The organism is Marmoricola sp. URHA0025 HA25 (assembly GCF_054059435.1).
The window spans coordinates 1,467,195-1,492,400 of record NZ_JBSSCD010000001.1 but is presented as its reverse complement, the minus strand read 5'-3'; the positions used below and the strand labels follow the sequence as shown (position 1 = coordinate 1,492,400).

Genomic DNA, 25,206 nt, shown 5'->3' with positions numbered 1-25,206 from the left:
GCACGCGCCGAGGACCACCCGCAGCGCCCTCACGTGAGCACCTCGAGCCGGCCGACCCACTTGGTCTGCAGCACACCGGGGCGGTCGGGGGCGATCAGCCGGCACGGATAGCCGTGGTCGATCGCCAGCGGCTGGCCCCCGAGGCCGAGCGCGAGCAGCGTCAGCGGGTCGTCGGCGAAGTGGCCCGGCAGGGTGGTCGACCGGAACGGACCGTGCTGCTGCAACGACACCACGCGGACGTCGCGCCCGCGCGGGGCTCCGGCGTGCTGCAGCACGTCACGCAGCCGTACGCCGGTCCAGTGCCCGCTGGCGCTCCAGCCCTCGACGCACGCGATCGGCAGCTCGACGGTGTGCTGCTCGAGCCCCTCGAGGTCTGCCCGGCTGAGCGACGTCTCGCGGCCGTCGTACGCGATCACCAGCCGGTAGTCCGGGCTCAGCGCCGTCGCGACCACGTCGGCCGCCCTCGCGGACTTGTTGATCGGGATTCCCTCGGGCCCGCCGCCGGACCGCACGCCGAGCACGGAGACCCTTCGGAGCGCGGGCACGGTGTTGCCCGCGGTCGCCAGGACCGCGACTCCGGACGCGAGGAAGGCGCTGCGGACCAGGGCTCGTCTGCTCAACGGGCCCGGCCGGGTCGCACCCGGCCGGTCGCGGCCGGCGTCGTCGATGTCGGCAGCCAGCGCCGCACGGATGATCGGCAGCTTGACCGCGACATGGACGAGAAGGGCGCCGATCGCGGCCCAGGCGATGGCGTAGTGGGTCGCCCGGAAGTGGAAGCCCCACGGGTACCACTGGGCGGCGTTGAGCAGCCCGGTCGACAGCTGGAAGATCGCCGCCGCGACCAGGACCGCGATGGACGCGCGTTCGAGCCCGTCGAGGGCGAGCTTACGGACGTCCCGCGGCGGCCGGGCGAACAGCTTCGGGTAGACCGACCAGAGCTTGACCAGCAGCAGCGGGATCGCGGCCGTGCCGGAGAGCACGTGCACGCCCTGCGTGACCCGGTAGCCCCAGGTGGGCCGCGCCGGGAACGGGATCACCGGGTGCACGACGTACGCCTCGTGGCTGATCAGCCCCGTGACGAACGCCAGGCCGAAGCAGATCCCGAGCCACAGGCCCACCCGGGACGCGACCGCGGCGCTGCGCAGGGAGGAGGAGAAGTCCTCCTCGTCGGGGATCCGGACGGCGGTCATCGGCTCTTCTCCAGCACCGCGAAGCGGCGGTCGTCGTGGGCGTGCAGAGCCGTCACCGTGAGGCCGGCCGCGATCGCGAGGGTCCCGACGGCGTCGGTGCCGACCACCGACCACGGGAAGGGCCGGGATCGCATCGCCGCGGTCTGCAGCCTGATCGGGCGGGTCACGACGCCGGTCCCGGGCGCCGCCAGGTCGGCCACGACACGGCCGCCCGGTCCCAGCAAGGTGCGCACCCGGACCAGCAGTGCTCGCGGGTCGCCGCCGATCCCGATGTTCCCGTCGGCGAGCAGCACCGTGGACCACCGACCTTCACCGGGGACCGTGTCGAAGACGTCACGCAGGAGGGCGGGCGCACGTCGGCGCCGGGTCATCCGGACCGCCTCGGGCACGACGTCGATGCCGAGGACGGCGTGGCCGCGCTCGGCGAGCGCACGGGTCATCCGTCCCGGCCCGCACCCGACGTCGAGGGTCTCGCCACGACACTCGGCGAGGAGCGCGAGGTCTCCCCCGTCGACCTCGCGCGTCCAGTCGGCGACGGGGAGCGGGCGGGGTTCCTTCCCGAGTCCGAGGACCTCGCAGGTGGCCCCGCGCAGCGCGGCGGCGAACACTGTTGCGTAGGAGCGGTGCAGCGGGACGACGTGCATCACGCCACCGCCCCGGCGTGACGCGCCCACGTCCTCGCGAACCGGGTCTCGGGCGCCTCTGCGGCGACCAGCTCGACGTCCGCGAGCGTGTCGACGTCGTGGAGTGTCGACTGCAGGGCGAGGGCGACACCGGCGGCGGCGAAGGCCGCACGCGTTGCCCGGCACGTGTCCCCGGTCGACATCGGTACGCCGACCAGGACACCGGCAGACTGCGCGTCGTCGAGGCCGAGCAGCCACCAGCCGCCATCGGCCGCCGGGCCGAGCGCCCCGCAACCCGGCACGATCTGCGCTGCCGCGAGCGCCAGGAGATCGGCAGTGACCTGGGGAGTGTCCATCCCGATCTGGACCACCGGCCCTTGACCCGACTGCGCCACGGTCCTGTGCGCATGCACCAGCCGGTCGGCGAACGTGGCGCCACGCTGGGCGAAGACGTCCCACGACGAGAGGGCCTGGCGGATCTCCTCACCGCGGCGTGCGCGAGCGAGGTCACCGGTGAGGGCGATGTGGCACCGGTCGCCGAATGCCGTGACGCACGCCGCGATCGTGTCGAGCAGCGCGGCGGCGGCGAGGTCGGCGGCCGCCTCCGGACCGATGGAGGCGGCGAGCCGGGTCTTGGCGAGGCCGGGCACCGGTGCCTTGGCCACCACCAGCACGCGCGCGGTCATGCGAGCACCCTCCAGAAGTCGCGGGCAGCCCGCGCGGTGCCCCGGACCGAGCCGGAGACCTTCGACCGGGTCCCGGAAGCGCGCTCCCGGTAGTCGACGTCGCGCTCCGTGATCCGCCATTGAGCCCGCAGGGCCTGCTGCAGCAGCTCGACCGGGTATCCGAAGCGACGGTCCCGGAGGTCGAGGTGGAGCAGGTCGTCGCGGCGGCACACCCGGATCGGGGCGATGTCGTGGACCGGCAGGTCGCCCGACGTCTCCCGCCTCAGCCGGCGGCGCAGCCAGCCCAGCACCAGCCGGTTGCCCAGGCGCGCGTGCCAGGGCCAGACACCGCGTCCGACCGGTCGCCGGCGACCCACCGCCATCGTCGCGCGGCCCGAGGCCACCTCGTCCAGCAGCGGCAGCAGGTCGACCGGGTCGAGCGAGCCGTCGCCGTCCATCACCGCGACGTAGTCGGTGTCCGCGGCGAGCACGCCGGCATGGACGGCCGCTCCGTAGCCGGGCGTGGGCTCGTGCACCACCCGGGCACCGTGGGCCAGGGCGACCTCGGCGGTGCCGTCGGAGGACCCGTTGTCGACGACGATCACCTCGAAGACCGGGGGCACACGTGGCAACAGGTCGACCAGCGCGGCGGCCTCGTCGCGGCACGGCAGGATGAGGGCGCAGGTCATGGCTCCCACGCTAGGAACCCCGGACTCCGCCCGGGCCCGTGAAGCCTTACGGATGCATGACGTCGCGCTTCGTGGCCGGGTCCGGGCGTCCGCGGACTCCTAGGGTGGGCCCATGCCCGCCCCGCAGGAACGAGCCGACCGGGCGGCGTGGGCGGGCCTCGTGACCGCAGTGCTCCTGGTCGCCGCGGCGATGGCCGTGCCCGCGGTGAGCGGGTGGGACGTGCACGTGCGGCACTTCCCGCCGTTGCACGCCGACTGGCGTCCCCGGGTGGGACCCGGCTCGCTACCGGCGATCCTCCTCGCGATCCTCGCCGGCTGGCAGGCGGTCACGCTGTCCGAGCGCCTGCCGTGGCGCCGACTCCTCGTGGCGACGTACGTCGTCGGGCTGGCCTGGATGCTGTCCCTCGCCTTCGTCGACGGTCCCGACGGCGTGGGCCGGATCCTGGGGACCAGCTACGAGTACCTGCGGACGGCGCGGGCGACCACGGACCTGCCGCACACGTTGAGCGTCTACGTCAGCCTGATCCCGTACGACCCGGGCGGTGGACACTGGCCTCCGCACGTCGCCGGTCATCCCCCCGGCGCCCTCCTGTTCTTCGTGGTGCTGGTCCGGCTGGGGCTGGGCTCTGGGTTCGCGGCCGGGATGGTCGTCACCGTGCTCGCGGCCAGCACCGCGGTGGCGGTGCTGCTCACCCTGAAGGTCCTCGGGGCCGAGGCGCTGGCACGGCGGGCGGCGCCGTTCGTCGTCCTCGGACCCGCGGCCATCTGGCAGTGCGTGTCCGCCGACGCGATGTTCGCCGCGGTGGCCGCCTGGGGCATGGTGGCGCTGGCCCTCGCGGCGACCCGGCGAAGTCTGCCGTGGTCGCTGCTGGCCGGACTCCTGCTCGGCTGCTGCGTGATGCTGTCCTACGGGCTGCCGGTCCTCGGCCTGCTGGCGGTTGCCGTGCTCGTGGTGGCCCGCTCCTGGCGGCCGCTCCTGCCAGCAGCAGCCGGAGCGCTCGCCGTGGTGATCGCCTTCGCCGCCTACGGCTTCCGCTGGTGGGAGGCCCTGCCGGTGCTCCACGACCGCTACTGGATCGGGGTCGCGCGCAACCGGCCCGCGGCGTACTGGGCCTGGGGAGACCTCGCCGCGCTGGCGATCAGCGCCGGGCCGCTCGTCGGCGCCGGACTGGCCCAGACGCTCGTGCGCTCACGCGACACGATCACCGATGCCGGCACGCGCGTCGTGGTGTGGCTCTCGGGTGCTGCCGTCGCGATGGTGCTCACCGCGGACGCCTCGCAGATGAGCAAGGCCGAGGTGGAGCGGATCTGGCTGCCGTTCGTGCCGTGGCTGCTGGTCAGCTGCGCCCTGCTGCCGGAGAGGTGGCGGCGTCGCGGTCTCGTGCTGCAGCTGGTGGCCGCACTGGCGGTCGAGCACCTGCTCGCCACCGGCTGGTGATCAGTCGCGCAGCGGCGCGGTGGCGAACGCAGGCAGGCCGTCCTCGGGGCCGATCGACGCGACGAAGCCGAGCTCGTCGGCGATCCTCCGCGGTGAGGCGACCACGTGGCGCACGTCGCCGGCACGGAAGGCGCCGGTCACCTCGGGCTCACGCGGGCGGGCCGCTCCCCGAGCCACCAGGGCGGCGACCTCGCCGATCGCGATCGGCTGCCCGGAGCAGACGTTGTACGCCGTGAAGCCAGGCCGTCCGCCCACCGCCCGAAGCGCCAGCACGTTGGCGCGGGCGATGTCGTCGACGTGCACGAAGTCGCGCATCTGCCGGCCGTCCTCGTAGACCTGCGGAGCGCTGCCCTTCTCCAGCGACGAGCGGAACATCGCGGCCACTCCGGAGTAGGGCGTGTCCCGCGGCATCCCCGGCCCGTAGACGTTGTGGTAGCGCAGGGCGATCGCACTGCCGCCCGCCTGGCGGACCCAGGCGGACGCGTAGTGCTCCTGGGCCACCTTGCTGGCTGCATAGCTGCTGCGCGGGTCGACGGCGGTCGCCTCGTCGACCAGCACCCAGTCCAGCGCGTTGCCGCACGAGGGACAGAGGTTGTCGAAGACTCCGGCTCGGAGGTCCTCGATGCTGCGGGCCCCGGGAGCCTGCGGGCCGTGCTCCGCGCAGGAGTACCGGCCCTCTCCGTAGACCACCATCGAGGAGGCCAGCACCAGGGTGTGCACTCCGACGACGTGCATGGCGGAGAGCAGGGCGGCGGTGCCGAGGTCGTTGTGCGCGGCGTACAGCGGAAGGTCGGAGACCCGGACGCCGGCGCCGACGAGCGCAGCCTGGTGGCAGACCGCGTCGACGTCGTCGAGAAGCCGCGTCCACGACTCGGCATCGCGTACGTCGAGCTGGTGCGTGCCCGGTGGTGGCTCGCGGGTGCCGTGGGCCTGCGGCACCATCAGGTCGACGCGGACGACGTCGTCGCCCTCGTCCTCGAGCCGGCGGCAGATCGCCGAGCCGATGAAGCCGGCCGACCCGGTCACCAGCACCCTCACGGGATCGCGTAGGTGAGCTCGATGCCGTCGGCCCAGCCGGAGCAGCTGCAACCCTCCGGGTCGGGCAGGTCCGCGATGGCCAGTCCGAGGAGGTCCTTGAGCCGGTCGACGTTGCGCGCGAACGCCGCGAACACCTCCTCCTGGCCGACCCCCTCTCCCGCGTCGACACCTGCATCCATGTCGGTGACCAGCGCGACGGCGGAGTAGCACATCTGCAGCTCCCTGGCGAGGACCGCCTCCGGGTGCCCGGTCATGTTGATCAGGGACCAGCCCTGTGCGGCGTACTGCTGGGACTCGGCGCGGGTGGAGAAGCGCGGGCCCTCCACCACGACCATGGAGCCGCCGCTCTTCACCCCCGGCTGGGCACCGAGCACCTTGCCCAGGCGCGGGCAGTACGGGTCGGCGAACGGGACGTGCACTGCCCCGGTCTCGACGTAGGTCTGCGGGCGGCCACTTGTCCGGTCGACGAGCTGGTCGGGCACCACCACGTCACCAGGCGCGACGTCCGGTCGCAGGCCGCCGACCGCGCACGGGGCGAGGACCTGGCGGACTCCGAGCGACCGCAGTGCCCAGAGGTTCGCGCGGTAGTTGATCAGGTGCGGTGGAAACCGGTGTCCGGCGCCGTGGCGCGGGAGGAACGCGACCCTTCGACCGGCCACCTCCCCCACGCTGACGACGGCCGAGGGCTCGCCGTACGGCGTCTCCACGGTCCTCGACACCGGATCGTCGAGGAACTCGTAGAGGCCGCTGCCGCCGATCACCGCTATGTCCGCTGTGCTCACGCCCCCACTCTGTCAGGGCCGGCACGGGCACCACATCTCATCGCCGGCCTCCGTCAGCGAACCGTAAGGCGCCGCGGCCGGACCAGGACGAGGCCGGCCGACAGCAGGAGGAGACCGAGGACGCCGAGACCGAGCAGGTCACCGCTCATGCCGGTGTTCGGCAGCAGGGTGTCGCCCGGTCCGGCCGAGCCCTGCGGTCCACCGGGTGCGCCTCCACCCGAGGCCGGCGGGCTGACCACGCCACCACCCGTCGGCGTACCCGGCGTGCCCGGCGTGGTGCCGCCGGTCGTCGAGCCACCGGTCGAGGTGACGGTGTTGCCGTCGCCCACCACGGTCACCTGGTTGCCGGAGACGTCCACGGGGACCTGCACGACGACGGGCGTCTGGTTGCCCGACCCGATGCCGCCGGCACCCGTGGTCGTCTGGCCCGGCCCGCTCGCGCCGCCCCCGGTCGTCGACCCGCCGGTGGACGTGACCGTGTTGCCGTTCCCGATCACCGTGGCCTGGTTGCCCGTCGCGGCAACCGGAGCCAGCACGCTGACACCGGTCTGGTTGCCCGACCCGATCCCGTCCTGGCCGGACGTCGTCGCACCCGGCCCGGTCGCGCCGCCCCCGGTAGAGCCCCCGGTCGTCGAGCCGCCGGTGGACGTGACCGTGTTGCCGTTCCCGATCACCGTGGCCTGGTTGCCCGTCGCGGCGATCGGAGCCAGCACGCTGACACCGGTCTGGTTGCCCGACCCGATCCCGTCCTGGCCGGACGTCGTCGCACCACCGGTTGTCGCGCCACCCGTCGCCGAGCCACCCGAGGGTCCGGGCGTGGTCGAGCCGCCTCCGGAGACCAGGGCGTTGTGGTCGCCGATCACCGTGATCTGGTTGCCGGAGAGGTTGATCGGCAGGTTCAGCCCGATGCCGGTCTGGTTGCCGGCGATCAGGCCACCCTGCCCGGTCGTCGTCGGCGCTGCACCGGCAGCACCGGCACCCGTGCCGGTCGAGGACGCGGCAGCCGAGTGCACCACGTTGTCCGCGCCGAGCACGGTGACCTGGTTCCCGGAAGCGTTGACCGGCAGCTGGATCCCGACGGCCGTCTGGTTGCCCGACGCGATCCCGTCCTGCCCGGAGGTCTTCGGAGAGCCCGCAGCCGCTCCGCTGCCCGGCGAGGCGCCGGTCGAGGAGCCACCGACCGAGCCCGCGTGGTTGTCATGACCGATCACGGTGACCTGGTTGCCGGAGACGTTGACCGGCGCGTTCACGCCGACCGCGGTCTGGTTCCCGGAGCCGATGCCCCCCTGACCGGTGGTGGTCGCAGCACCAGGGCCTGGCGGTGCCGCGGTCGTCGCTGCGCTCCCGGTGGCGCTGCTCTGGTTGTCGTTCCCGAGAACGGTGACCTGGTTGCCGGACAGGTTGATCGGCGCATTGGCGTCGACGCCCGTCTGGTTGCCGGACACGATCCCGTTCTGGCCGGATGTCACCGGCCCGTTGTTCCCGTCGGCTGATGCAGCCTCGGCAAGTCCCATGCCGAGGAGCACGATGCCGCCGGTGATTCCGACCGCGCACAGCGCGCGGCGTACCCATGCATGCATGTGGTTCTCCTGAAGTGTCGAGTTCGAAGGCCTGCGGCGGTTGCCGCAGGGACGCACGCTCGCCTCTGGCGAGCGGGTCCGAAGTCAGTCAGGTGAGCAGCCGGGCAGGTACGTCGGCCCGGACGGGAGCGGGTCACCTCGGCGCACGCGACGCCTCCGGACCAGCGCAGGAGCGAGGATCGCGACGCCGACGAGCACCGTTGCCGTGCCACCACCGCTGGAGCTGCTGCCGATCGGCACGGCCGGACCGTCCGGCGCGCGAGGGACGCTGGGGTGCCCGGCGCCGGCAACGGGATCCGGCCGAGCGGCGGTGAGGTGCACGGTTGCGGGGACCGCGGTCTGGGAGTCCGCGAGCGCGACGCGGGCGTGTCGCGCGGGTGCCGGGTCGCCGTGCGACCTGGCCGCCTCGTGCGCCGCGGGGACGGACTGCGCTGCGGCGGCGGGCGTGGCCTGGAGACCGGCCGCCTGCAGCGCCGGGTCGACGGCGGTCGTGTCGATCCCAGCGGCGGTCTGGTCGACTGCGTCCGCGACCTGGGTGGTCGTGGCGGCGAGTGTCGGCTCGAGAGCCTGGGTGAGCTGCTGGGTGGCCTGTCGCACCGGAGCCGGAGCCTGGGCGGTCACGGTGTCGACGGCGCGCGTCGCGACCTCGGGAGCCTCCCGGAGCGGGGTGGTGACCGCAGCCACCGTGCGGCCCACCAGGCCCGGTGCCACCTCGACGCCCGGGACGAGCGCGGGCCGGGCACCGGTGCGGTCCGACACCTGCGGGTGGGTCTTCCCGCTGTCGTCAGCCTGCGCTGGACCGCCGGAGATCAGCAGCCACCCGACCACAGCGGCACCCGCGAGCACGAGCAGGCGCACGAGGAGCCGCGACAGCGGCGCTCGACTCGTGGCCTGGTGCGGGTCCATGGAGGGGCTCTCGGTTCGGGTGCGTCCGACAGCGGCCCGTACCCGCACTCTCCAGCAGCAAACCCCGTGAGCGCCCTAGAGTGGCGGTCGGAGGCGGGCGCGAGCAGTTGGCGGCAGGGAGGAACCATGGCCGTGCAGGGCCGATGAACGAGCGACTGGGGCCGTACGTCCCGCGCCTCGTCGTGGACTGGCTCGGCGCGCACGACGCCCGGAAGCACCAGCGCATCGCCGGGTCGCTGGCGTTCGTGGACATCTCCGGCTTCACCGCACTCACCGAGCGACTGGCGCGCAAGGGGCACGTCGGCGCCGAGGAGATGAGCGACGCCCTCGATGCCACGTTCGGGCACCTGCTCCGGGTTGCCGACGCGTACGGCGCCGACCTGGTCAAGTGGGGCGGCGACGCCGTCCTGCTGATGTTCGCCGGGCCTGAGCACGCACCGCGCGCGTGCGCGGCGGCCTTCGGGATGCGTGCACGACTCCGCGAGGTCGGCCGGCTCACGACGACCGCCGGCAACATCAACCTGCGGATGTCGGTCGGCGTCCACAGCGGTGACTTCGACTTCTTCCTGGTCGGAGACCCGGCGCTGCACCGCGAGCTCCTGGTCACCGGTCCCGCCGCCAGCGAGACGGCGCGACTGGAGGGGGTCGCGAACGCCGGTCAGATCGTGGTGAGCGGCACCACCGCCGACCTCGTCGGCCCGGAGGTGCTCGGCGAGCAGGTGGACGACAACGGCTGGCTGCTCCGCCGCTCGCCCGAGACCATCGAGGCGCCCCAGGACGCGTCTCCTCCGGACGCCGCAACCTCGGTCGACGTCTCACAGGTGCTTCCGGTAGCGATCAGGGAGCACCTGCTGGCCGGCCCGGCCACACCCGAGCACCGGACCATCGCGGTCGCGTTCGTGCAGTTCGCGGGGACCGATGCGCTGCTCACCGCCGAGGGACCTGACGCCACCGCCGACGCCCTGGACGACTGCATCCGCAACGTCTCGCACGCCGCGGCAGCCCACGGGGTGACCTTCTTCGAGACCGACATCAACGCCGACGGCGGCAAGATCATGCTGACCGCGGGCGCCCCGCGCACGGCCGGGCACGACGCCGACCGCCTGCTCCGGACGGCGCGCCGGATCCTGGACCACCAGGGCCGGCTGCCCCTGCGAATCGGGGTCAACATCGGCCACGTCTTCTCCGGCGACTTCGGCCCGCCCTTCCGCCGCACCTACTCGGTGAAGGGCGATGCGATCAACCTCGCCGCCCGGATCATGGGCAAGGCAAGGCCCGGCGAGCTGCTGGCGACCCGTCCGGCGTACGAGCACTCCGAGACGCGCTTCGAGACCACCGACGTCGGACCGTTCACGCTGAAGGGCAAGGCGCACGCCGTCCACGCCGTGTCCGTGGGCAGCATCACGGGCGGTCGCGAGCGCCGGACCGGTCGTGACAACCTGCTCGTCGGCCGGGAGCAGGAGATGGCGCAGCTCTACGACGCGCTGCAGTCGTGCCGGGGCGGCCGGGGCGGCGTCGTGCAGCTCCTCGGCGAGCCCGGGATCGGCAAGTCACGGCTGATGCAGGAGCTCGCCGATGCCGCTGACGACGTGCGGGTGCAGCACATCGTCTGCGACGAGTACCAGTCATCGACGCCGTACGCGGCGTTCCGCGAGCTGCTGCGCGAGCTGTTCGGGTTCACCGAGAGGACTCCGTCGGCCACCGCGGCGACGATCCTCGCGACCCGGGTCGGGGAGGTGGCGCCGCAGCTGGCCGAGTGGCTTCCGCTGCTGGGCGACGTGGTCGACATCGACCTGCCCGAGACCACGACGACGGCCGACCTCGACGACGAGTTCCGCAAGGCCCGTCTCGAGTCGATGGTGATGGGCGTGCTGCGCGGCCTGCTGCCGGGCAGCACGCTGGTCACCGTCGACGACGCGCAGCACATGGATCCGGCGTCTGCCGACCTGCTGAGCCTGCTGGCGACCGCGACCGGCGAGCAGCCGTGGCTGCTCGTCGTCAGCCGGCGCGACCAGCCCCTCGGGTGGATCCCGCGCGACGACCTCGAGTCGCTCGAGATGCGGGTCAGCCCGCTGACCACCGAGGACGCCATCCGGCTCGCGCTCTCCGCGGCCGGCGAGCAGTCACTCCCCCGTCCCACCCTCGCGGCCCTGGCCCAGAAGGCCGGTGGCAACCCGCTGTTCCTCGAGTCGCTGGTCAGCCAGGCCGGCCCCGCGGGATCGGTGGAGACCCTCCCCGAGTCGATCGAGGAGGTGGTCGCCGCACAGATCGACCAGCTCTCGCCCGCGCACCGCGACGTGCTGCGGCGCGCGGCCGTGCTCGGCAGCCAGTTCGCGACCAGCGACCTCGTCGGGCTCCTCGGAGACGTGCCGACGCCGCTGGAGGAACAGCTGTCCGGTGAGCTGGCGGGCTTCCTGGTGCCGGCCGACGGGAGCAAGGAGCTGAGGTTCCGGCACGGCCTGATCCGGGAGGTCGCCTACCAGGGCCTCGCCTACCGCGCGCGGCGACGGATGCACGACCAGGTCGGGCTCGCCATGGAGCGCACGCACGCGGCGACACGACCCGAGCTGCTGTCCTTCCACTTCCTGCACGCCGGCCGTTACGACCGCGCCTTCCGCTACGCGCGCACTGCCGGCGAGCAGGCGCGACGGATGTACGCGAACACCGAGGCGACCGAGCTCTTCGGTCGCGCCGTCGAGGCGTCGCGGCGGCTCCCCGCGGGTGCGGTGCCGCGCCGCGAGGTCGGCCTGGTGCTCGAGGCGCTGGGCGACTGCTGGTTCGTGATCGGGCTGACCGATGCCGCTGCCGACTCCTACCGCCAGGCCCACCGGCACGTGCGTGACGACATCTTCGAGTCGGCCAGGATCGTCACCAAGATGGCGACCGTCGACCAGCGGCACCGCAAGTTCCCCCAGGCGATGCGCCGGCTGCGCCGCGAGCTGCATGCCTTCGACGACCTCGACGGGGCGCAGGCGCACCGCGCACGCTCGTCCCTGCAGCGCCGGTACGCGATCAGCAAGGTCAACCAGGGGCGCATCGACGACGCGATCACGTGGGGCACCGCCGCGGTCGAGGAGGCTCGGCTCTCGGGCGACGCGGCGGCGCTGGCCCCGGCGTACACGACGCTGCACGGCATCTATCTCGCCTCCGGACGGGACAGCTACCGCACCCTCGGCACGCTCGCGCTGCAGGCGTACGTCGAGATCGACGACGTGGCCGGCCAGGCGCAGTGCACCAACAACCTGGCGGTGGAGGCGCTCGAGGACAACCGGTGGGTGGAGGCGGCGACGATGTTCCGGCGCGCCGCCGAGCTCTACCGACGCCTCGGCGACACCGACAACGAGGGCGTCGCGATGTGCAACCAGGCGGAGGTGCTCGTCGACCAGGGCCGGTACGACGAGGCCGGGCCGCTCCTCGACGAGGCGCTGGAGATCGCGAGGTCGGTGTCTGACGACGAGCTGGTCGCGCTCGCGCTGCGGCAACAGGGGCGTGCCCGCGCCCGGACCGGGGACGCGGAGACCGGGCTGTCGCTCCTGAAGGAGGCGCGGCTGCTCTTCGACAAGATCGACGCCCCGGACGAGGGCGCGCTGACCGAGCTCTCGATCGCCGAGGCCACCCTGCTCGGCGGAGACGTCGAGGCCGCGTTGCGCTGCACCGACGAGCTGCTCGTCTCTGAGTCGGCAGGACTGCTCGAGGCGGATCTGAGGGCCCTTCGCGGTGTCGCCCACCACCGGAGCGACCGCGACGCCCTCGCGGTCGAGGAGTTCCAGCGGGGTGCGGAGGCAGGCCGCGACTCCCACCGCACCTACGCCTACGCCGTCAACTGCCTGGGCCTGGCCCGCACCCACGGCGACGATGCAGCCCGCTGGGAGGACCGAGGCACGACCGCCCTGCGCCAGCTCGGCGTGGTCGGCGTGCCGGTCCTCGACCTCCTCGGCGAGTGACTGCTACCAGATGATCTTCGCGTCGATCGGGAGCTCGACGTACAGCAGGACGTCGCCGGCGCCGTTGCGCGAGCTCTGCACGTAGTCGGTGCAGAACTCCTGCGTCGAAGCGATGACCCCCTTCGACAGGCACGCCGGCGACACCACGACCGGATCGCCCGGCTTGAGCTGGACCTTGACGCTGTAGGTCTTCACGCCCTTGCCGGGGCACAGGGTCTTGTCGCACTTGGCGACGAACTCGATCGGGTTGCTCTTGTTGTAGACGAGCGGGTCCACCTTGACCAGCAGCTGCAGCACCGAGCGCAGGTCGGCGCCGGTGATCGTCCCGCAGACGTTCGCGCACGACCCTCGCGAGAGCAGCTCGCCGCTCTGGACCGCGGCGCTCTCGGGCAGGAGGAGGTCACCGCAGGTGGGATCGTTCGTCGTCGGGACGCACTTCAGGCCGGCCCCGCCGCCACCCCCGATGCCGGTCAGCTTCGTGCTGGATGGTGCCGTCAGGGACGTGGCGAGCACGTCGACCGTGATCGTCCCGGCAGCGACCGCCGGATCCGGCGCCGTGACGGTGAGCACCACGCCGTTCGCGGGGTCGGGCAGGACCACACCGCTGATCGTGCCGGTCGTGACGTCCTTCGGCACGATTCCGGTCGCCGTGACGGATGTCCCGGCCGCCGTGAGCGTCACGGTGGTGTCGTGCGTCGTGGACAGGGGGAGGTCGGTGTGGAAGCTGACCGTGAACGCGTCGTCCTGCACGACGTACGACGCGCCGACACCCGGAGTGTCGGGCACGGTGATCGAGGCCGAGAACGCAGTGTCCACGATGATCGCCGTCGCCGTCGGCGCCGGCGACGCGGACGCGAGTGGTGGGACCACGAAGAGTGCCCCCGCCGCGAGGACCAGCGTGAGCCCGGCGACGAGCCGGCTCCGGTGGCGACGTACAGGGTCCAGCACTCCGTGTGACATCAGATGTCCCTTCTCGAGTGCCACACGATGCGGCCCCCGTCCCATCCCTCCCGTGAGTCTGGTGGGTCCAAGGACCGCACACAATGAGCAGAACGGACTGTCCGTTCTCGTATGCTTCGACCGCGTTTGACAGCAGTTGAGGGGCGCTCAGACGGCAATCCGGCGCGACACGATCGCCTCCGCGGCCATCCTCGCCTCGGACTGGCCGGTCACCGCGTTGAGGAAGTCCTCGCGGTCGAGGACCTGCAGGACGGTGTCGACCTCGGCCACGACCGTCGCCGTGCGCGGTACGTCGCGCAGCAGCCCGATCTCGCCGAAGAACTCACCCGGGCCCTCGTGACGGATGAGCACGTCGCCGTGGGACACCGCGACGCCTCCGGACTCGATGACGAAGAAGCGGTCCGACTGCTGGCCCTCGTGCACGATCACCGAACCGGCAGGCACCTCGAAGCGGCTGAGCTTGCGGGCGAGGCTCTCGATGGTCGCCGGGTTGAGCGGGGCGAACATCGCGATCCCCTCGAGCAGCGGGACGCCGGCGGGCACGGCGAGGTCGCGGTCGAGGCGGAACGCGCGGGGCAGCCAGGGCAGCACCAGCAGCGAGACGGCGATGCCCAGCACCCCCAGCCCGCGTCCGAGGCCGAAGGCGTCGATCAGGAAGGGCATGATCAGGGACCCGAGCGCCATCGTGGCGATGCAGGCGCCCTCCACCGTGCCGAACACGCGGCCCATCACCTCGTCGGGCGTGATCCGCTGCAGGATGGTCGCGAAGTTCACGTCGACGAGCGGGTTGCCGAGGCCCATCAGGATGATGACGGCGAAGACCATCGGCGTCGTGGGCGAGGCCCAGAGCGCGACCAGCGGGATCGACCACAGCACGACCCCGAACGACATGTCGGTCGCGAGCTTGCGCTTGCGGGCCCGCCCGATCGCGATGAAGCCGCCGACGATCGCGCCGACGCCGAAGGCGGAGTCGATGAAGCCGACCCCCTTGGCACCGCTGTGCAGGATCTCGACCGCCATCACGACGCCGAAGACCGCGGACGCACCGGCGATGACCGTCTGGACGCAGAGCAGGGTGCCCACCATGAGGATGTCGCGGTCCCCGGTGACCGCGCGGAAGCCGGCGGCGGTCTCCCGCAGGATCCCGGTCGGCGCCTTCTCGTCGCCGTCCGACGCCTCAGCGGCCGGGCCGTCGCCGGAACCCGCGCTCACTGCCCCCGGCCGGGGACGGATGGTCGCGACCAGGCCGGCCGACCACAGGAACGTGAGCGCGTTCAGGAGGAAGACCGTGGGCACGTCGGTCAGCGTGAGGAGGAACGCGCCGAGTGCCGGGCCGAGGAAGAACGAGAGGCTCTCCAGCGTGCTCGCCGCGCCGTTGGCCGCCGTGAGCTCCTCCGGCGAGTCGGCGAGCGACGGCATCAGTGCGTTCTGGGCGGGCCGGAAGGCCGCACCGGTGAGTGAGGCGAGCCCGGCGAGCACGAACACGGGCCAGGACGGCGTACCGGCCCACAGGCAGAGGGCCGCCGCGACCACGAGGACGAACCGGAGCACGTCGCAGACGATCATCACCTGGCGCCGTGGCAGCCGGTCGGCCAGCGTCGCGACCACCGGCGCGGCGACCGCCATGAGGGCCAGCCGGACCGTGAAGTACAGGCCGACCGCCTTGGCGCCGCCGACTCCGTAGGCGAAGACGGCGACCGCGGTCGCGTAGGCCCAGTCGCCGACCAGCGAGCCGAGGAGGGCGAGCTGCATCTTGCGGAGGGCGGGGTTGCGGAACACCGACGCCAGCGGACGCCAGGTCTCGGCGATCGCCGACCGGGCTCCCTGGAGCCCGCCCGTGGGCGTCTCGGCGGTCTGGGTCATCTGGTTCCGTCCCCCCGAGTGCCTCCGAGGCACTCCTCCATCAGGGAGCCTGCACCCTCTGCGGCGTACGCGGAATAGCCCCTTCAGGCCCTTGTGGCCTCGGAGAACGGCCCGACCGGAGCCCGCGGCGGCAAGCCGGAGGACCAGGAGCTGTCGATCACGGGCAGCGTGCGACGTCTCGGGAGGAGGTTGCCGCCGGTGGCGTCCAGCAGCGCCCGGGCAGCCATCCGGCCGGCCTCGACCATCCTGTCCAGCTGGTGGAACTCGAGCATCCCGACACCGAGCGACGGGGGCGTGATCACGAACGCGCCCTGCTCACGTGCGCGTTGTGCCGTTCCCTGTCCGCCGATCGTCATCACCCGCAGGAGCGTGTCGCCCAGCGCCGGCATCCGCTGGGGTCCGCTCCCAGCGGCGGCCTGCTCGCCCGCGCCGATGTTGACCGCGACGATCGGGCCCTCGTCGCGCTCGAGCAGGGTGCCGACGGGAAGGTTGTCCAGGACGCACCCGTCCACGTGCAGCCGGTCCTCGATCCGCAGCGGCGGCGTGAGGATCGGCAGCCGGGCCGAGGCCGCCACCGCCTCCCAGAGCGTCCCGTCGCGGTGCACCACGAGCTCACGCGCGGTCAGGTCGGTCGAGACGCACCGGAACAGCCTCGGGAGCGCCTCGATCCTCGAGTCCTCACCGAGGTAGTGCCGCAGCATCTCAGGGGTACGGCGGCCCTTGGTGAGCGCTCGCGAGGGGAACGTGTAGTCCCCGAAGGGGTTCGCGGTCACGAACGCCTCGTGGTGAAGGGCGTGCAGCTGCTCGCCGTCGAGCCCCAGGGCGTACGCGCCGGCCACGATCGCCCCCAGGCTGGTGCCCGCGGCCCGGTGGATGGTGATCCCCGCCTCCTCGAGCTCGCGGATCACGCCGATGTGCGCCATCGCCCGCGCGCCTCCGCCGGCCAGCACCAGGCCGATCGACCGCCCGCTCAGCGCCGCGACGAGACCGGTGAGCTCCGCGCCCGGGTGCGGCACGGTGACGATCTGCCAGGGGCGCATCGCCTCCGCCCAGGCCGCGAGCCGGGCGTTCCCGGGCACCGGACCCACGAGCACGACGTCGGCCTGGGCCGGGCCGTCCCAGTGCTCCGGTGGCGGGTCGGCACTGTCCGCGACGACCACGAGCCGGTCGCTCTGCCGCAGGCAGGACTGCCGCCAGCGGGCCCCATCCGGCTCGTCGCCACCGGCGACCAGGATCACTCGGTCGTGCCGAGCCTCCGCCGCCGCGAGCTCGGTGGCGGTCAGCCCGGTGGAGACGAACACGTCGCAGTGGCGACGGAGCGCGTCCGCCAGGGTGCGGGCCACCGCCTCGGCCGGGTCGCCGTTGCGCAGGCCCACCACGGCCACCACTCCGGCCGGGCCGCCGGCCGGCGGTTCCTGGGGTCGCGCGGTCACCAGCGCCTCGGCCAGGGCCGTCGCGACCGCGATGGCGGTGGTGGCCGAGGTCTCCAGGGTGCTCCTGAACACCGACTGCGACAGCGCCAGCAGCGTGGAGTCGCGCCGGGCCCGGACCGAACCAGATCTGCGCCCACCCGTCAGCAGCGCGAGCTCGCCTAGCTCAGCCCCCGGACCGAGCTCGCGTACGGCGTCGCCGTCGACCACCACGTCGAGCCGGCCCGACAGGAGCACGTACATGGCATCGGCCCGGTCCCCCTGCTGGAAGAGCCAGTCTCCTGCAGCCAGCTCGATGCGGGTGCCCGCGGATGCGAGCCGGAGCCGGACGTCGTCGGGCAGCCGGTCGAAGAAGGTCGGTGCGGGCCTGTGTTCCTCCGGGAGGAGCGCCTCGGCATCGCCCTGGGCCGGCGCCAGGGTGGGCACGTGCACGTCGATCCGCCGGGTGTGTCGGTCCGCGGTCTCGTCGACGGTCGTACCGCTCCGCAGCAGCAGAGCACCGACGGCGGTCAGCGCGAAGGCCGCGGCGCAGAACACCCAGCCGTGCCGCAGGACATCGACCGTGCTCGCCGGCGTGGGCGTTCCGATGATCACCACGAGCAGGGCGATCCCGAGCGCCCCACCCAGCTGTCGGGCGCTCGAGACGACCGCCGATGCGGTGGCGAACCGCCCGCCCGGCACCGCGGCGAGCGCCGCGCTGCCGAGGATCGGCAGGGTCGCGCCCACACCGATGCCGCTGAGGACCTGCCCCGGCAGCCACTGGGTGAGGAAGGCCGGCTCGGGGTCGACGACCAGTGCGTACCAGAGGTACGCCGCGCACCACACGAGCGCGCCGGGGACGACAACGAACCGGTAGCCGCGCTTGTGGGCGAGCTCCCCCAGCACCCCGGCCACGACAGCGGCGACGAGGGCGCCGGGGACCAGCGCGAGGCCGGCCTTGAAGATCGGGTAGCCCCAGACGTACTTCAGCCACAGGATGTTGGTGAGCAGGTAGGCGTAGAACCCGGCCCCGGCGATCACCGTCAGCACGGCGCCGACCGTGAACGACCGGATCCGCAGCAGCGCCGGATCGAGCAGCGGCTGCGGATGCGCACGAGAGCTCGCGAGGAAGCCGATGAACAGGCCGATCGCCGCGGCGAACCCGGCGACGACCGGGACGCTCCCCCAGCCCCAGTCGTTGCCCTGGACGATGGCGAGCGTCAAGGCGGTGAGGCCGGCCGCGAGCAGCGCCGACCCACGGATGTCGGGCAGACGTCGGCGCCCGGGAGCGCGGCTCTCCACGAGCGTGCGACGGATGCTGACGACGGCCGCGATCCCGATGGGCAGGTTGACCAGGAAGGCGAGCCGCCAGCCACCGATGCCGACCAGCGCTCCGCCGATCGGGGGCCCCAGGCCGGCGGCGAGCGCGGCGGACGCTCCCCAGAGACCGATCGCGTGGCTGCGCCGCTCCTCGGGGAAGGCCTCGACCACGACCGCCATGGACGCGGGCACGAGCAGGGCGGCGCCGAGTGCCTGCACCACACGGAACGCGACCAGGACCTCCAGAGACCCGGCGGCCGCGCAGGCCACGGAGGCCAGCGTGAACAGCACCGTCCCCAGGGTGAACATCCGCCGGCGGCCGAGCAGGTCGGTGAGCCGGCCGCACACGATGAGGAACGAGGCGAACACGATGTTGTAGGCGTTGAGGACCCACGACAGGTCGCTCACGCTGCTGTGCGGGAAGGAGGCCCTGATGTCAGGGAACGCGACGTTGACGACGGTCGCGTCGAGGAAGGCCAGGAACGCACCGAAGGCCGCCACCAGCAGGACGCGGTTCGGCGCCGTCCGCCCGGACCTGAGGCGGACGGCCAGTCCTTCAGACATGCAGCATCGTGGGGCTCCCTCCCGGAACCCATGGTTACCGAGACCCCCGCGATCCGCATGACCCATCCGGGCTACTGGACCCGCCTGGGCATCTGTGCAGGTCCGGCATCGCGGCTGAGTTGGTACCGTTCCGGAGCAACCCGGCCATGACAGGAGGTGGGACCCATGAACGCACGATCCGCGGTGGGTGCTCCCCTGCAGGCAGGTTCACGCGACTGAGCCAACCCATGGGCGCCCGCCGGACGACTGGCGAAAGGCGACACCCATGAACACCACACCCTTCTCCACCCTGCACTTCAGCTCCGATGCCACCGGCGAGCGAGCGCTGGTCCTCGGGGGCGGCGGATCGACCGGCAACGCCTGGTTGATCGGCGTGATCGCCGGGCTCTTCGAAGCCGGGCTGGACGTGACCGAGGCCGACCTGATCGTCGGGACGTCGGCAGGATCGACGGCCGCCGCCCAGGTCAGCGGTGCGAGCCCGACCGAGCTCCTCGCCGCCACCCTCGCCGCGGTGCCTCCGCACCGCACCGGTCCGGGCGTCGGCGCGACCAGGCCGGTCACGGACCACCTGGAGAGGATCGGGAGGATCATCGCCGCTGCCGGCGATCCGGCCGACCTGCGCCGCCGGATGGGCGCCGCCGCAGTGGAGCTGGACGGGGCGTCCGGCGGCTCGTGGCAAGGACACTGGCGCGCCACCGTCGCCTCGCGGCTCCCGAGTCGGAGCTGGCCGGAACGGGCGCTGCTGATCACCGCGGTCGATGCCGACAGCGGTGAGCCGGTCGTGTTCGACCGCCGCAGCGGAGTGGACCTGGCGGACGCCGTGGCCGCCAGCTGCTCCAGTGGCCGTCCCTACCGGATCGGCGACAGCCGCTACATCGACGGCGGCTATCGGCGCAACGAGAATGCCGATCTGGCGGCGGGTCACGACCGGGTGCTGGTGCTCTCACCCTTCGGCGGCAGAGCGCTGCAACCGCCGGACTGGGGCATGCAGCTCGCGGCGCAGGTCGACGAGCTGCGCGCGAGCGGCAGCCGGGTCGAGACAGTGTTCCCCGATGGCGGCTCCGAGCACCTGTTCGGCGCCCACGCGATGGACGCGACGCTGCGTCCGGCTGCCGCGCGCGCCGGGTACGGCCGGGGCAGCGTCCTGGCCGAGCAGCTCACTCAGTTCTGGGTCTGACCCACGTACAACGAAAGCCGCCCCGAAGGACGGCCCTCGCGGCACAGAAAAAAGTGGAGTGCTGGGACGTCATTCCAACCTCGATGCAACAGGGGTGACGGTTCGGCCGGTGTGGGACCAGGCTCGTCAGGACGTCCGCCCGGGACGGTGGCAGACACTCGAAGTCAGTGGAATGGTGCGCAGACGCCGTCTCCTTGCGGGCGAGATTGACGCCATGGCGGCGGACTATCGGCAAGGGATGGGCTGTGTCCTGCTGGCCCGGAAGTACGGCGTCGCGGAGAGTTCCGTACTCCTGCATCTGAAGGCAGCCGGGGTGAAGCTACGACCAAGAGGCAAGCTCATACCCGAGGACGCGGCTTCATCTGGATGTCGGTGAGGTTGCGAAGCACCATCTCGCGGCCGGTTCCGGGCCGTGGGGTGACGAGCGTTGAGCCATTGTCGCGGACGCGACGACCGCCTCCGCGTTGCCGCCAGAGGAGATGGTGCTCCTAGCATCCGCTCGGTCGTCGCAGCCCTGGCGCGGGGCCCCGTCGGCCGCGACAGTGCGTCCGCGGTTCCAGGCCCACTTGCAGTCCTTCTGGAATCGAGAGCACTGAGGGCAGGTCTTTGGCAAGGTGTTCCCCGCGTCGAATCATCGCGCCCAGGATTCCTTCTGGAGGGGAAAGCAATGAGTACCACACGAACGTTGCGGGGCGTGATCCTCGCAATGTCTCTGATGCTTGCCATGACCGGTTCGGTCATGCTGGCAGAGTCTGCTTCGGCTGAGGGCGCACCGCCGGCTCCGACGGTCTTCGATCCGTCAGGAACGGACCAGGACGCGTTCACGATCCCGGTGGTCTCGGGCGCGGGGTACATGAGTCTCGACGAGGCCACGTACTACACGTCTGGAGCTACCTACCCGTCGGGCGGGGTCTCTCAGCTTCAGCTGAAGGCTACGTCGTGTGACGGATTCGGTAGTTGCACCGACACGCCCTTCACCCTGGTGTTCAACCAGGCAGTCACGGGTACCGAGGCTGCGAACAAGTACCACTCGGTGCTGGGCGCATGTGACGCATCGTTGAGTCAGACTCGACTGACGGCCTACATCGAGAACGTCGCTGACGCGACGGGACGGTATCTCCCAGAGGTGAGCGTCACTGCCTACAACATTATCGGCAGTGGGGCAACACTGCAGACGATGCGAGTCCTTGACGGTGAGACACGAGTCAGGGATGTAAAGGGCGTCGGCATTGGTGTCGCACCAGGTACGAACACGGTGAAGTACTACCTGGGCGAGCCTGGTGCTTCGGCGCCCGTCTACACCGAGAAGGTGTGGGTGCCCGCATGTGGGTCTGAGGGGCCGCCTATCGGTGACCCGGGAGCCACTCCGGTGGTCAAGGCGAACCCTCGCGGCATGGTCCGTCTGGCGAACTGCCGGACGGGCCTGATCAAGGGATACACCTCTACCAAGGACGTGCGTCCCACCAGCGGCATGACGACGTTCAAGTATCGCAAGGGCATGGCAAAGCCGATCGTCTTCAAGATGAGGAATGGCGTTTCGAGCTGGAAGGTCAAGTACTTCCGGCATGTGCCCAACGGAGTTGTGGTCAAGCTCTGGTACAAGAAGGGCCGCCGGTGGCTCCTCCTGGCTAAGAACCGCAACTTCGGCTGCTGAGGGAGTCCCGAGAGCAGAGCGAGTACTTCGACGCCTTGCAGGACGGCGTCGACCACCTTGCATGCCCATCCAGCACAGCCGCTACCCACCGCGCCCGCAACACGAAAGCCGCCCACGTACGACGAAAGCCGCCCCGAAGGACGGCTCCCGCACAGAAAAAAGTGGAGCTGAGGGGATTCGAACCCCTGACCCCTTGCATGCCATCGGATTCTCGTTGCGCCAGCAGACGAACGTCGGGCGATTCTACGCGTGACTGAAGCTGCATGCTCCCGGCGGAAGACGGCTTGCCGGCGCTCCTTTGCCCCCATTTGGCCCCCATCCGCGTCGTCAAGTCCCCGAGACTGCTACCCCTCGACCAACTCACCAAAGCGAGCGCGCAAGCTGGGGTGCTTCGTTCTCTGCTCTGGATCTTGGCCGGCCAGTTCGTACTCATCGACCAGCGCGCGTAGGTCGTCGTCATCAACGACGATCACGAACCCGTTCTGATCACGTGCGATTGCCTTTGCCCTAGCCAACGCCCGCGCCTTGCTCTCAAATGAGCGTGACGCAAGAATTCCAAACCTGCCCCTGTCGGGTGCAAACCGCACTGGCGATCTGGTCGAACCCCTCGTTTCCGACATCACTCCCATAGTTCTTGCACTCAACAACCACCATGGACGCTCGGTGGTGCAAACCAAGCCAATGAAAGAAGCCGTGACGAGCGACGTTGTCGTACATGATGTCGATCCGCTTCAGACCGTCGTGAATCCCATGCTCGATCCGCTCATTGCCGAGCGAGAGCCCGAAGAGAGCACTGAACAGCTTGGCGACAGCGCGGTGGTATGCGGTGGCACCTGGCGTGCCCGGCGCGATGGCACCGATCTCACCCAAGATCTCACGGAGATCGGCTACCTCGGTGCCGATGATGTCTCGGAACGCTTCCTCGGCCAGAGGACCGTTGTCGCCTTTCGCAACCGCGGCCTTGTACTGCTCAAGAGCGATCGGAAACCGCTCAGTGTTTCGGATGATGTCCGGTTTCGCGGTACCGATTTTCTCGTCGAGTTTGCCCTTCCGGACTTTGATCGACTCGTCTTTCAAGATGCGTGTTAGCGCAGCGGTCGGGTTGGCTAGTACTTCTTCTTCGAAGTACGGGCGCAAGTACCCCCGGTAGTACCGCCCCTTGTCGACCGAGAGCCGAACCCGAACGAGTGATTTGGGAATGAGAAGCAGCTTGTCCCCCGCGGCTCGCGGCAGGTCTACGTACCCCGTAACCCAGACCAGGTTGTCCACGTCCCACATCGGTCCACTCTCCTGAGATTCCATGAAGATCTCGTGGAACTCGCACTGACCTTGGGTGTACTCGATCAACTGTTGGCGGATCACACACGTCGTGATGTCACTGATGATGTCTTTGTCGATGCCCTCGACCATCAGTGCGCTGTCCTCTAGATCACGAAGAAAGCCCGATTGGACAGCCCGACTACCACGTAGGGAGCTGATGAGTTCGTCGGCCTTCTTCTGGCTGCCGAGTCCGCGGCCACGTGACTCACCGACGCTGCTCCCCAGATGAGTCTCGTTTGGCTCCCGAAGGGGAACAACCAAGTCAGTGAGTCTGTCTTCATCGTCATTGCGGATGGCTTCAAGCAGGCTTTGGAAATAAGACTGCAGCGAATGAACGCATCGTGCGGCCCACTCGCCCTGCTGCTGTCGTATGGCGGTTGGGTCGATGTAGACCGGCACATCGCCCTCAACGTCCACGTCGACAAAGTCAACGCTGCCTTGCGTCGCTCCAAGATTGAAGTACTCCGTGACCCGAGCCATGTGCCCCCTTCGCCTCCGGTTCAAGGTAGCCATACCGGGGGACGCATTGGTCGGTTTCGGAACATCCGGCTCTGGTCACGACGGAGGCGCACACTAGTTGCCCGTCGAGACGCGCCGTCTGGCCAAGGCTGCTAAAAGGTCCCGTCGATGCCAGCGCTCTTCCTTGCCTTCTTGGACTTCTTGGCCTTCTTGCTGCTTCCCTCCTTCGTTCGCCTGAGTGCATTCAAAGCTCGCATGTCGTGGTCCTCCATAGCTTGCGTGTAACGCTGCAGTGTTGGGATTTGGGAGTGGCCAGATCGTCGCATGACAGACGGCACATCAGCGCCGCCGGCGAGAAGCCAAGAGATGTGAGTGGCCCTCAGGTCGTGGAACCGGCGCCGCGGAACGCCTGCCTTTTCGATCGTCCGCAGCCAAACGTCGCGAAAGTGACTTCGCGAAACCGGCAGGCCGTGCGGCCAGTCGACCGTCCTTAGCGGTGCAAGGTTTCCTGAACTCGGATCAGGCATGGCGAAGAACAGGTCCTCTTGGCCGACACCTCTGTCCCACGCCAGGCGCCGGAGATAACTGAGCATCTCGGGCGTGATCGCGACCTTGCGCGTCTTGCCGCTCTTCGTGCCCACCTTGACATCGAAGCGCGTTCCGCTCGAGGTCGATCCCTTGCGTCGCTCGACGATCGTATGGTTCACAGAGATGTACCTGTCCACGACATCGCACGGCCGCAGAGCGATCAGCTCGCCCCATCGCAGCCCGGTTTCGGAGTCTACGAATGGCATCGGACGCCACCAGGGGTCGAATGCCTCGAGGAGCCGTTCGACCTCCTCCGGGCTGTAGATGGTTACGTCTCGAGCGACCATCGAGGGCAGCTGGATCTTTCGACACGGCGATTTGTCGACCAGGCCATCGCGAACCGCTGATGAGCCGACCTGAGCATCGAACGTTGACGCAAGGACTGCGTACTTCGCACGCACGGTCCCTGGTCGGAGTCCGGCGCGAACCATCGAGGTGATCCACTCCTGGACCATCGTCGGGGTGATGTCGCGCATCTGCTTGTGCCCGAACACGGGCTCGATCTGCGTTCGGAAGTGGGTCAAGTAGGTGTCGCGAGTGCCGGGTTCGATCTGGCGATTAGGTAGCCATTGGTTCAAGAAGTACTCCGCGAAGGAGACCTTTCCTCGTCTCGGGTCGGCCCACATCCCCGCCATGACCTGGGCCTCGGCCTCGCGCGCCATGCGCAGAGCTTCCCGCTTAGACGGAGAAGTGCCGGCGATCACCTTGGTTCCTAGTGGGGCTGTTGTACCGCCCTCGCCAGTTCTTCCCGTGCTTCTCAACCCACGCCATGAGGGTCCTCGCAAGTGGGCACGATCTGTCGGATCGGACAAACCATCACAAGATGTGTCTTCATCTGTTGTCGCTCCTGTCGGTCAAAGTGGCCCCCATCAGCCCCCATTCGGGGTCCGGGGACGCCAAACGGCGGCCCCGGTATTCACCGAAACCGCCGTTGACCTGCGCTTTTACGGTGGAGCTGAGGGGATTCGAACCCCTGACCCCTTGCATGCCATGCAAGTGCGCTACCAGCTGCGCCACAGCCCCGCTGCCGCGTCGGT

At 70.6% G+C, this 25,206-nt stretch carries 17 protein-coding genes and 1 tRNA gene; 4 read left to right on the top strand and 14 right to left on the bottom strand.

Translation table 11 applies throughout. From position 1 onward, the window contains the following. Positions 1 to 29 precede the first annotated feature (29 nt). Genes ACVW00_RS07270 through ACVW00_RS07255 form a run of 4 tightly spaced genes read right to left on the bottom strand, consistent with a single transcriptional unit; the run spans position 30 to position 3,167 of the window. Entirely contained in the window at positions 30 to 1,190 is a 1,161-nt protein-coding gene (locus tag ACVW00_RS07270; protein WP_457110230.1) for a molybdopterin-dependent oxidoreductase, read from the bottom strand. After that, positions 1,187 to 1,834 carry a class I SAM-dependent methyltransferase gene (locus ACVW00_RS07265; protein ID WP_457113083.1) on the bottom strand — a complete coding sequence of 216 codons (648 nt, stop codon included), beginning with the start codon at positions 1,832 to 1,834 and terminating at the stop codon, positions 1,187 to 1,189. The genes ACVW00_RS07270 and ACVW00_RS07265 overlap by 4 nt, the downstream gene beginning before the upstream one ends. Then, on the bottom strand, positions 1,834 to 2,499 hold the full coding sequence (locus ACVW00_RS07260) for a TIGR04282 family arsenosugar biosynthesis glycosyltransferase (protein ID WP_457110229.1): 666 nt from the start codon (positions 2,497 to 2,499) through the stop codon (positions 1,834 to 1,836). Before ACVW00_RS07260 ends, ACVW00_RS07265 begins: the two co-directional genes overlap by 1 nt. Continuing rightward, positions 2,496 to 3,167: a glycosyltransferase family 2 protein gene (locus tag ACVW00_RS07255; protein ID WP_457110228.1), complete on the bottom strand. Its 672-nt coding sequence runs from the start codon at positions 3,165 to 3,167 to the stop codon at positions 2,496 to 2,498. Before ACVW00_RS07255 ends, ACVW00_RS07260 begins: the two co-directional genes overlap by 4 nt. A 112-nt stretch (positions 3,168 to 3,279) precedes the next feature. On the opposite strand from ACVW00_RS07255, the gene ACVW00_RS07250 reads away from it, so the two are divergent. Further along, positions 3,280 to 4,605 carry a hypothetical protein gene (locus ACVW00_RS07250; protein ID WP_457110227.1) on the top strand — a complete coding sequence of 442 codons (1,326 nt, stop codon included), beginning with the start codon at positions 3,280 to 3,282 and terminating at the stop codon, positions 4,603 to 4,605. On the opposite strand, the gene ACVW00_RS07245 is transcribed toward ACVW00_RS07250, so the two are convergent. The 4 genes from ACVW00_RS07245 to ACVW00_RS07230 all read right to left on the bottom strand — a co-directional run bounded on the left by ACVW00_RS07245 (position 4,606) and on the right by ACVW00_RS07230 (position 8,911). Next, on the bottom strand, positions 4,606 to 5,643 hold the full coding sequence (locus ACVW00_RS07245; protein ID WP_457110226.1) for an NAD-dependent epimerase/dehydratase family protein: 1,038 nt from the start codon (positions 5,641 to 5,643) through the stop codon (positions 4,606 to 4,608). It lies immediately after the preceding gene. Continuing rightward, the gene (locus ACVW00_RS07240) at positions 5,640 to 6,425 is read right to left on the bottom strand and encodes an S-methyl-5'-thioadenosine phosphorylase (RefSeq protein ID WP_457110225.1); all 786 of its coding nucleotides are present in this window, start codon (positions 6,423 to 6,425) and stop codon (positions 5,640 to 5,642) included. The genes ACVW00_RS07245 and ACVW00_RS07240 overlap by 4 nt, the downstream gene beginning before the upstream one ends. A 53-nt stretch (positions 6,426 to 6,478) precedes the next feature. Beyond that, entirely contained in the window at positions 6,479 to 8,005 is a 1,527-nt protein-coding gene (locus ACVW00_RS07235; protein WP_457110224.1) for a chaplin family protein, read from the bottom strand. An 84-nt stretch (positions 8,006 to 8,089) separates the two neighbouring features. Continuing rightward, positions 8,090 to 8,911 carry a hypothetical protein gene (locus tag ACVW00_RS07230; protein WP_457110223.1) on the bottom strand — a complete coding sequence of 274 codons (822 nt, stop codon included), beginning with the start codon at positions 8,909 to 8,911 and terminating at the stop codon, positions 8,090 to 8,092. A gap of 143 nt (positions 8,912 to 9,054) precedes the next feature. Here ACVW00_RS07230 and ACVW00_RS07225 point away from each other — a divergent pair, with 143 nt between their 5' ends. After that, positions 9,055 to 12,855, top strand: a complete 3,801-nt coding sequence (locus tag ACVW00_RS07225) for an adenylate/guanylate cyclase domain-containing protein (protein ID WP_457110222.1) — start codon at positions 9,055 to 9,057, stop codon at positions 12,853 to 12,855. 3 nt (positions 12,856 to 12,858) lie between these two features. On the opposite strand, the gene ACVW00_RS07220 is transcribed toward ACVW00_RS07225, so the two are convergent. The 3 genes from ACVW00_RS07220 to ACVW00_RS07210 form a co-directional block, all read right to left on the bottom strand. Further along, positions 12,859 to 13,815: a hypothetical protein gene (locus tag ACVW00_RS07220; RefSeq protein WP_457110221.1), complete on the bottom strand. Its 957-nt coding sequence runs from the start codon at positions 13,813 to 13,815 to the stop codon at positions 12,859 to 12,861. Positions 13,816 to 13,962: 147 nt separating this feature from the next. Beyond that, a complete protein-coding gene (locus ACVW00_RS07215; RefSeq protein WP_457110220.1) occupies positions 13,963 to 15,678 on the bottom strand; it encodes an MFS transporter in 1,716 nt (571 codons plus the stop codon). 83 nt (positions 15,679 to 15,761) lie between these two features. After that, on the bottom strand, positions 15,762 to 18,971 hold the full coding sequence (locus ACVW00_RS07210) for an MFS transporter (protein ID WP_457110219.1): 3,210 nt from the start codon (positions 18,969 to 18,971) through the stop codon (positions 15,762 to 15,764). Between the two features lie 265 nt (positions 18,972 to 19,236). Here ACVW00_RS07210 and ACVW00_RS07205 point away from each other — a divergent pair, with 265 nt between their 5' ends. Together ACVW00_RS07205 and ACVW00_RS07200 are read left to right on the top strand one after the other, a co-directional pair. Further along, positions 19,237 to 20,148, top strand: a complete 912-nt coding sequence (locus ACVW00_RS07205; RefSeq protein ID WP_457110218.1) for a patatin-like phospholipase family protein — start codon at positions 19,237 to 19,239, stop codon at positions 20,146 to 20,148. A 694-nt stretch (positions 20,149 to 20,842) separates the two neighbouring features. Continuing rightward, on the top strand, positions 20,843 to 21,802 hold the full coding sequence (locus ACVW00_RS07200) for a hypothetical protein (RefSeq protein WP_457110217.1): 960 nt from the start codon (positions 20,843 to 20,845) through the stop codon (positions 21,800 to 21,802). A 531-nt stretch (positions 21,803 to 22,333) separates the two neighbouring features. Here ACVW00_RS07200 and ACVW00_RS07195 read toward each other — a convergent pair. From ACVW00_RS07195 to ACVW00_RS07185, 3 genes are all read right to left on the bottom strand, one after another. After that, the gene (locus ACVW00_RS07195) at positions 22,334 to 23,602 is read right to left on the bottom strand and encodes a hypothetical protein (protein WP_457110216.1); all 1,269 of its coding nucleotides are present in this window, start codon (positions 23,600 to 23,602) and stop codon (positions 22,334 to 22,336) included. Positions 23,603 to 23,733: 131 nt separating this feature from the next. After that, positions 23,734 to 24,873 carry a tyrosine-type recombinase/integrase gene (locus ACVW00_RS07190; protein ID WP_457110215.1) on the bottom strand — a complete coding sequence of 380 codons (1,140 nt, stop codon included), beginning with the start codon at positions 24,871 to 24,873 and terminating at the stop codon, positions 23,734 to 23,736. A gap of 246 nt (positions 24,874 to 25,119) precedes the next feature. Further along, positions 25,120 to 25,192: transfer RNA gene (locus tag ACVW00_RS07185), tRNA-Ala, on the bottom strand. Positions 25,193 to 25,206 lie beyond the last annotated feature (14 nt).

What these genes read in the sequence shown, in the direction of transcription:
- ACVW00_RS07270 (WP_457110230.1), bottom strand. Translation starts at nt 1,190, where the DNA reads ATGACCGCCGTCCGGATCCCCGACGAGGAGGACTTCTCCTCCTCCCTG.
- ACVW00_RS07265 (WP_457113083.1), bottom strand. Translation starts at nt 1,834, where the DNA reads ATGCACGTCGTCCCGCTGCACCGCTCCTACGCAACAGTGTTCGCCGCC.
- ACVW00_RS07260 (WP_457110229.1), bottom strand. Translation starts at nt 2,499, where the DNA reads ATGACCGCGCGCGTGCTGGTGGTGGCCAAGGCACCGGTGCCCGGCCTC.
- ACVW00_RS07255 (WP_457110228.1), bottom strand. Translation starts at nt 3,167, where the DNA reads ATGACCTGCGCCCTCATCCTGCCGTGCCGCGACGAGGCCGCCGCGCTG.
- ACVW00_RS07250 (WP_457110227.1), top strand. Translation starts at nt 3,280, where the DNA reads ATGCCCGCCCCGCAGGAACGAGCCGACCGGGCGGCGTGGGCGGGCCTC.
- ACVW00_RS07235 (WP_457110224.1), bottom strand. Translation starts at nt 8,005, where the DNA reads ATGCATGCATGGGTACGCCGCGCGCTGTGCGCGGTCGGAATCACCGGC.
- ACVW00_RS07230 (WP_457110223.1), bottom strand. Translation starts at nt 8,911, where the DNA reads ATGGACCCGCACCAGGCCACGAGTCGAGCGCCGCTGTCGCGGCTCCTC.
- ACVW00_RS07225 (WP_457110222.1), top strand. Translation starts at nt 9,055, where the DNA reads ATGAACGAGCGACTGGGGCCGTACGTCCCGCGCCTCGTCGTGGACTGG.
- ACVW00_RS07220 (WP_457110221.1), bottom strand. Translation starts at nt 13,815, where the DNA reads ATGTCACACGGAGTGCTGGACCCTGTACGTCGCCACCGGAGCCGGCTC.
- ACVW00_RS07215 (WP_457110220.1), bottom strand. Translation starts at nt 15,678, where the DNA reads ATGACCCAGACCGCCGAGACGCCCACGGGCGGGCTCCAGGGAGCCCGG.
- ACVW00_RS07210 (WP_457110219.1), bottom strand. Translation starts at nt 18,971, where the DNA reads ATGTCTGAAGGACTGGCCGTCCGCCTCAGGTCCGGGCGGACGGCGCCG.
- ACVW00_RS07205 (WP_457110218.1), top strand. Translation starts at nt 19,237, where the DNA reads ATGAACACCACACCCTTCTCCACCCTGCACTTCAGCTCCGATGCCACC.
- ACVW00_RS07195 (WP_457110216.1), bottom strand. Translation starts at nt 23,602, where the DNA reads ATGGCTCGGGTCACGGAGTACTTCAATCTTGGAGCGACGCAAGGCAGC.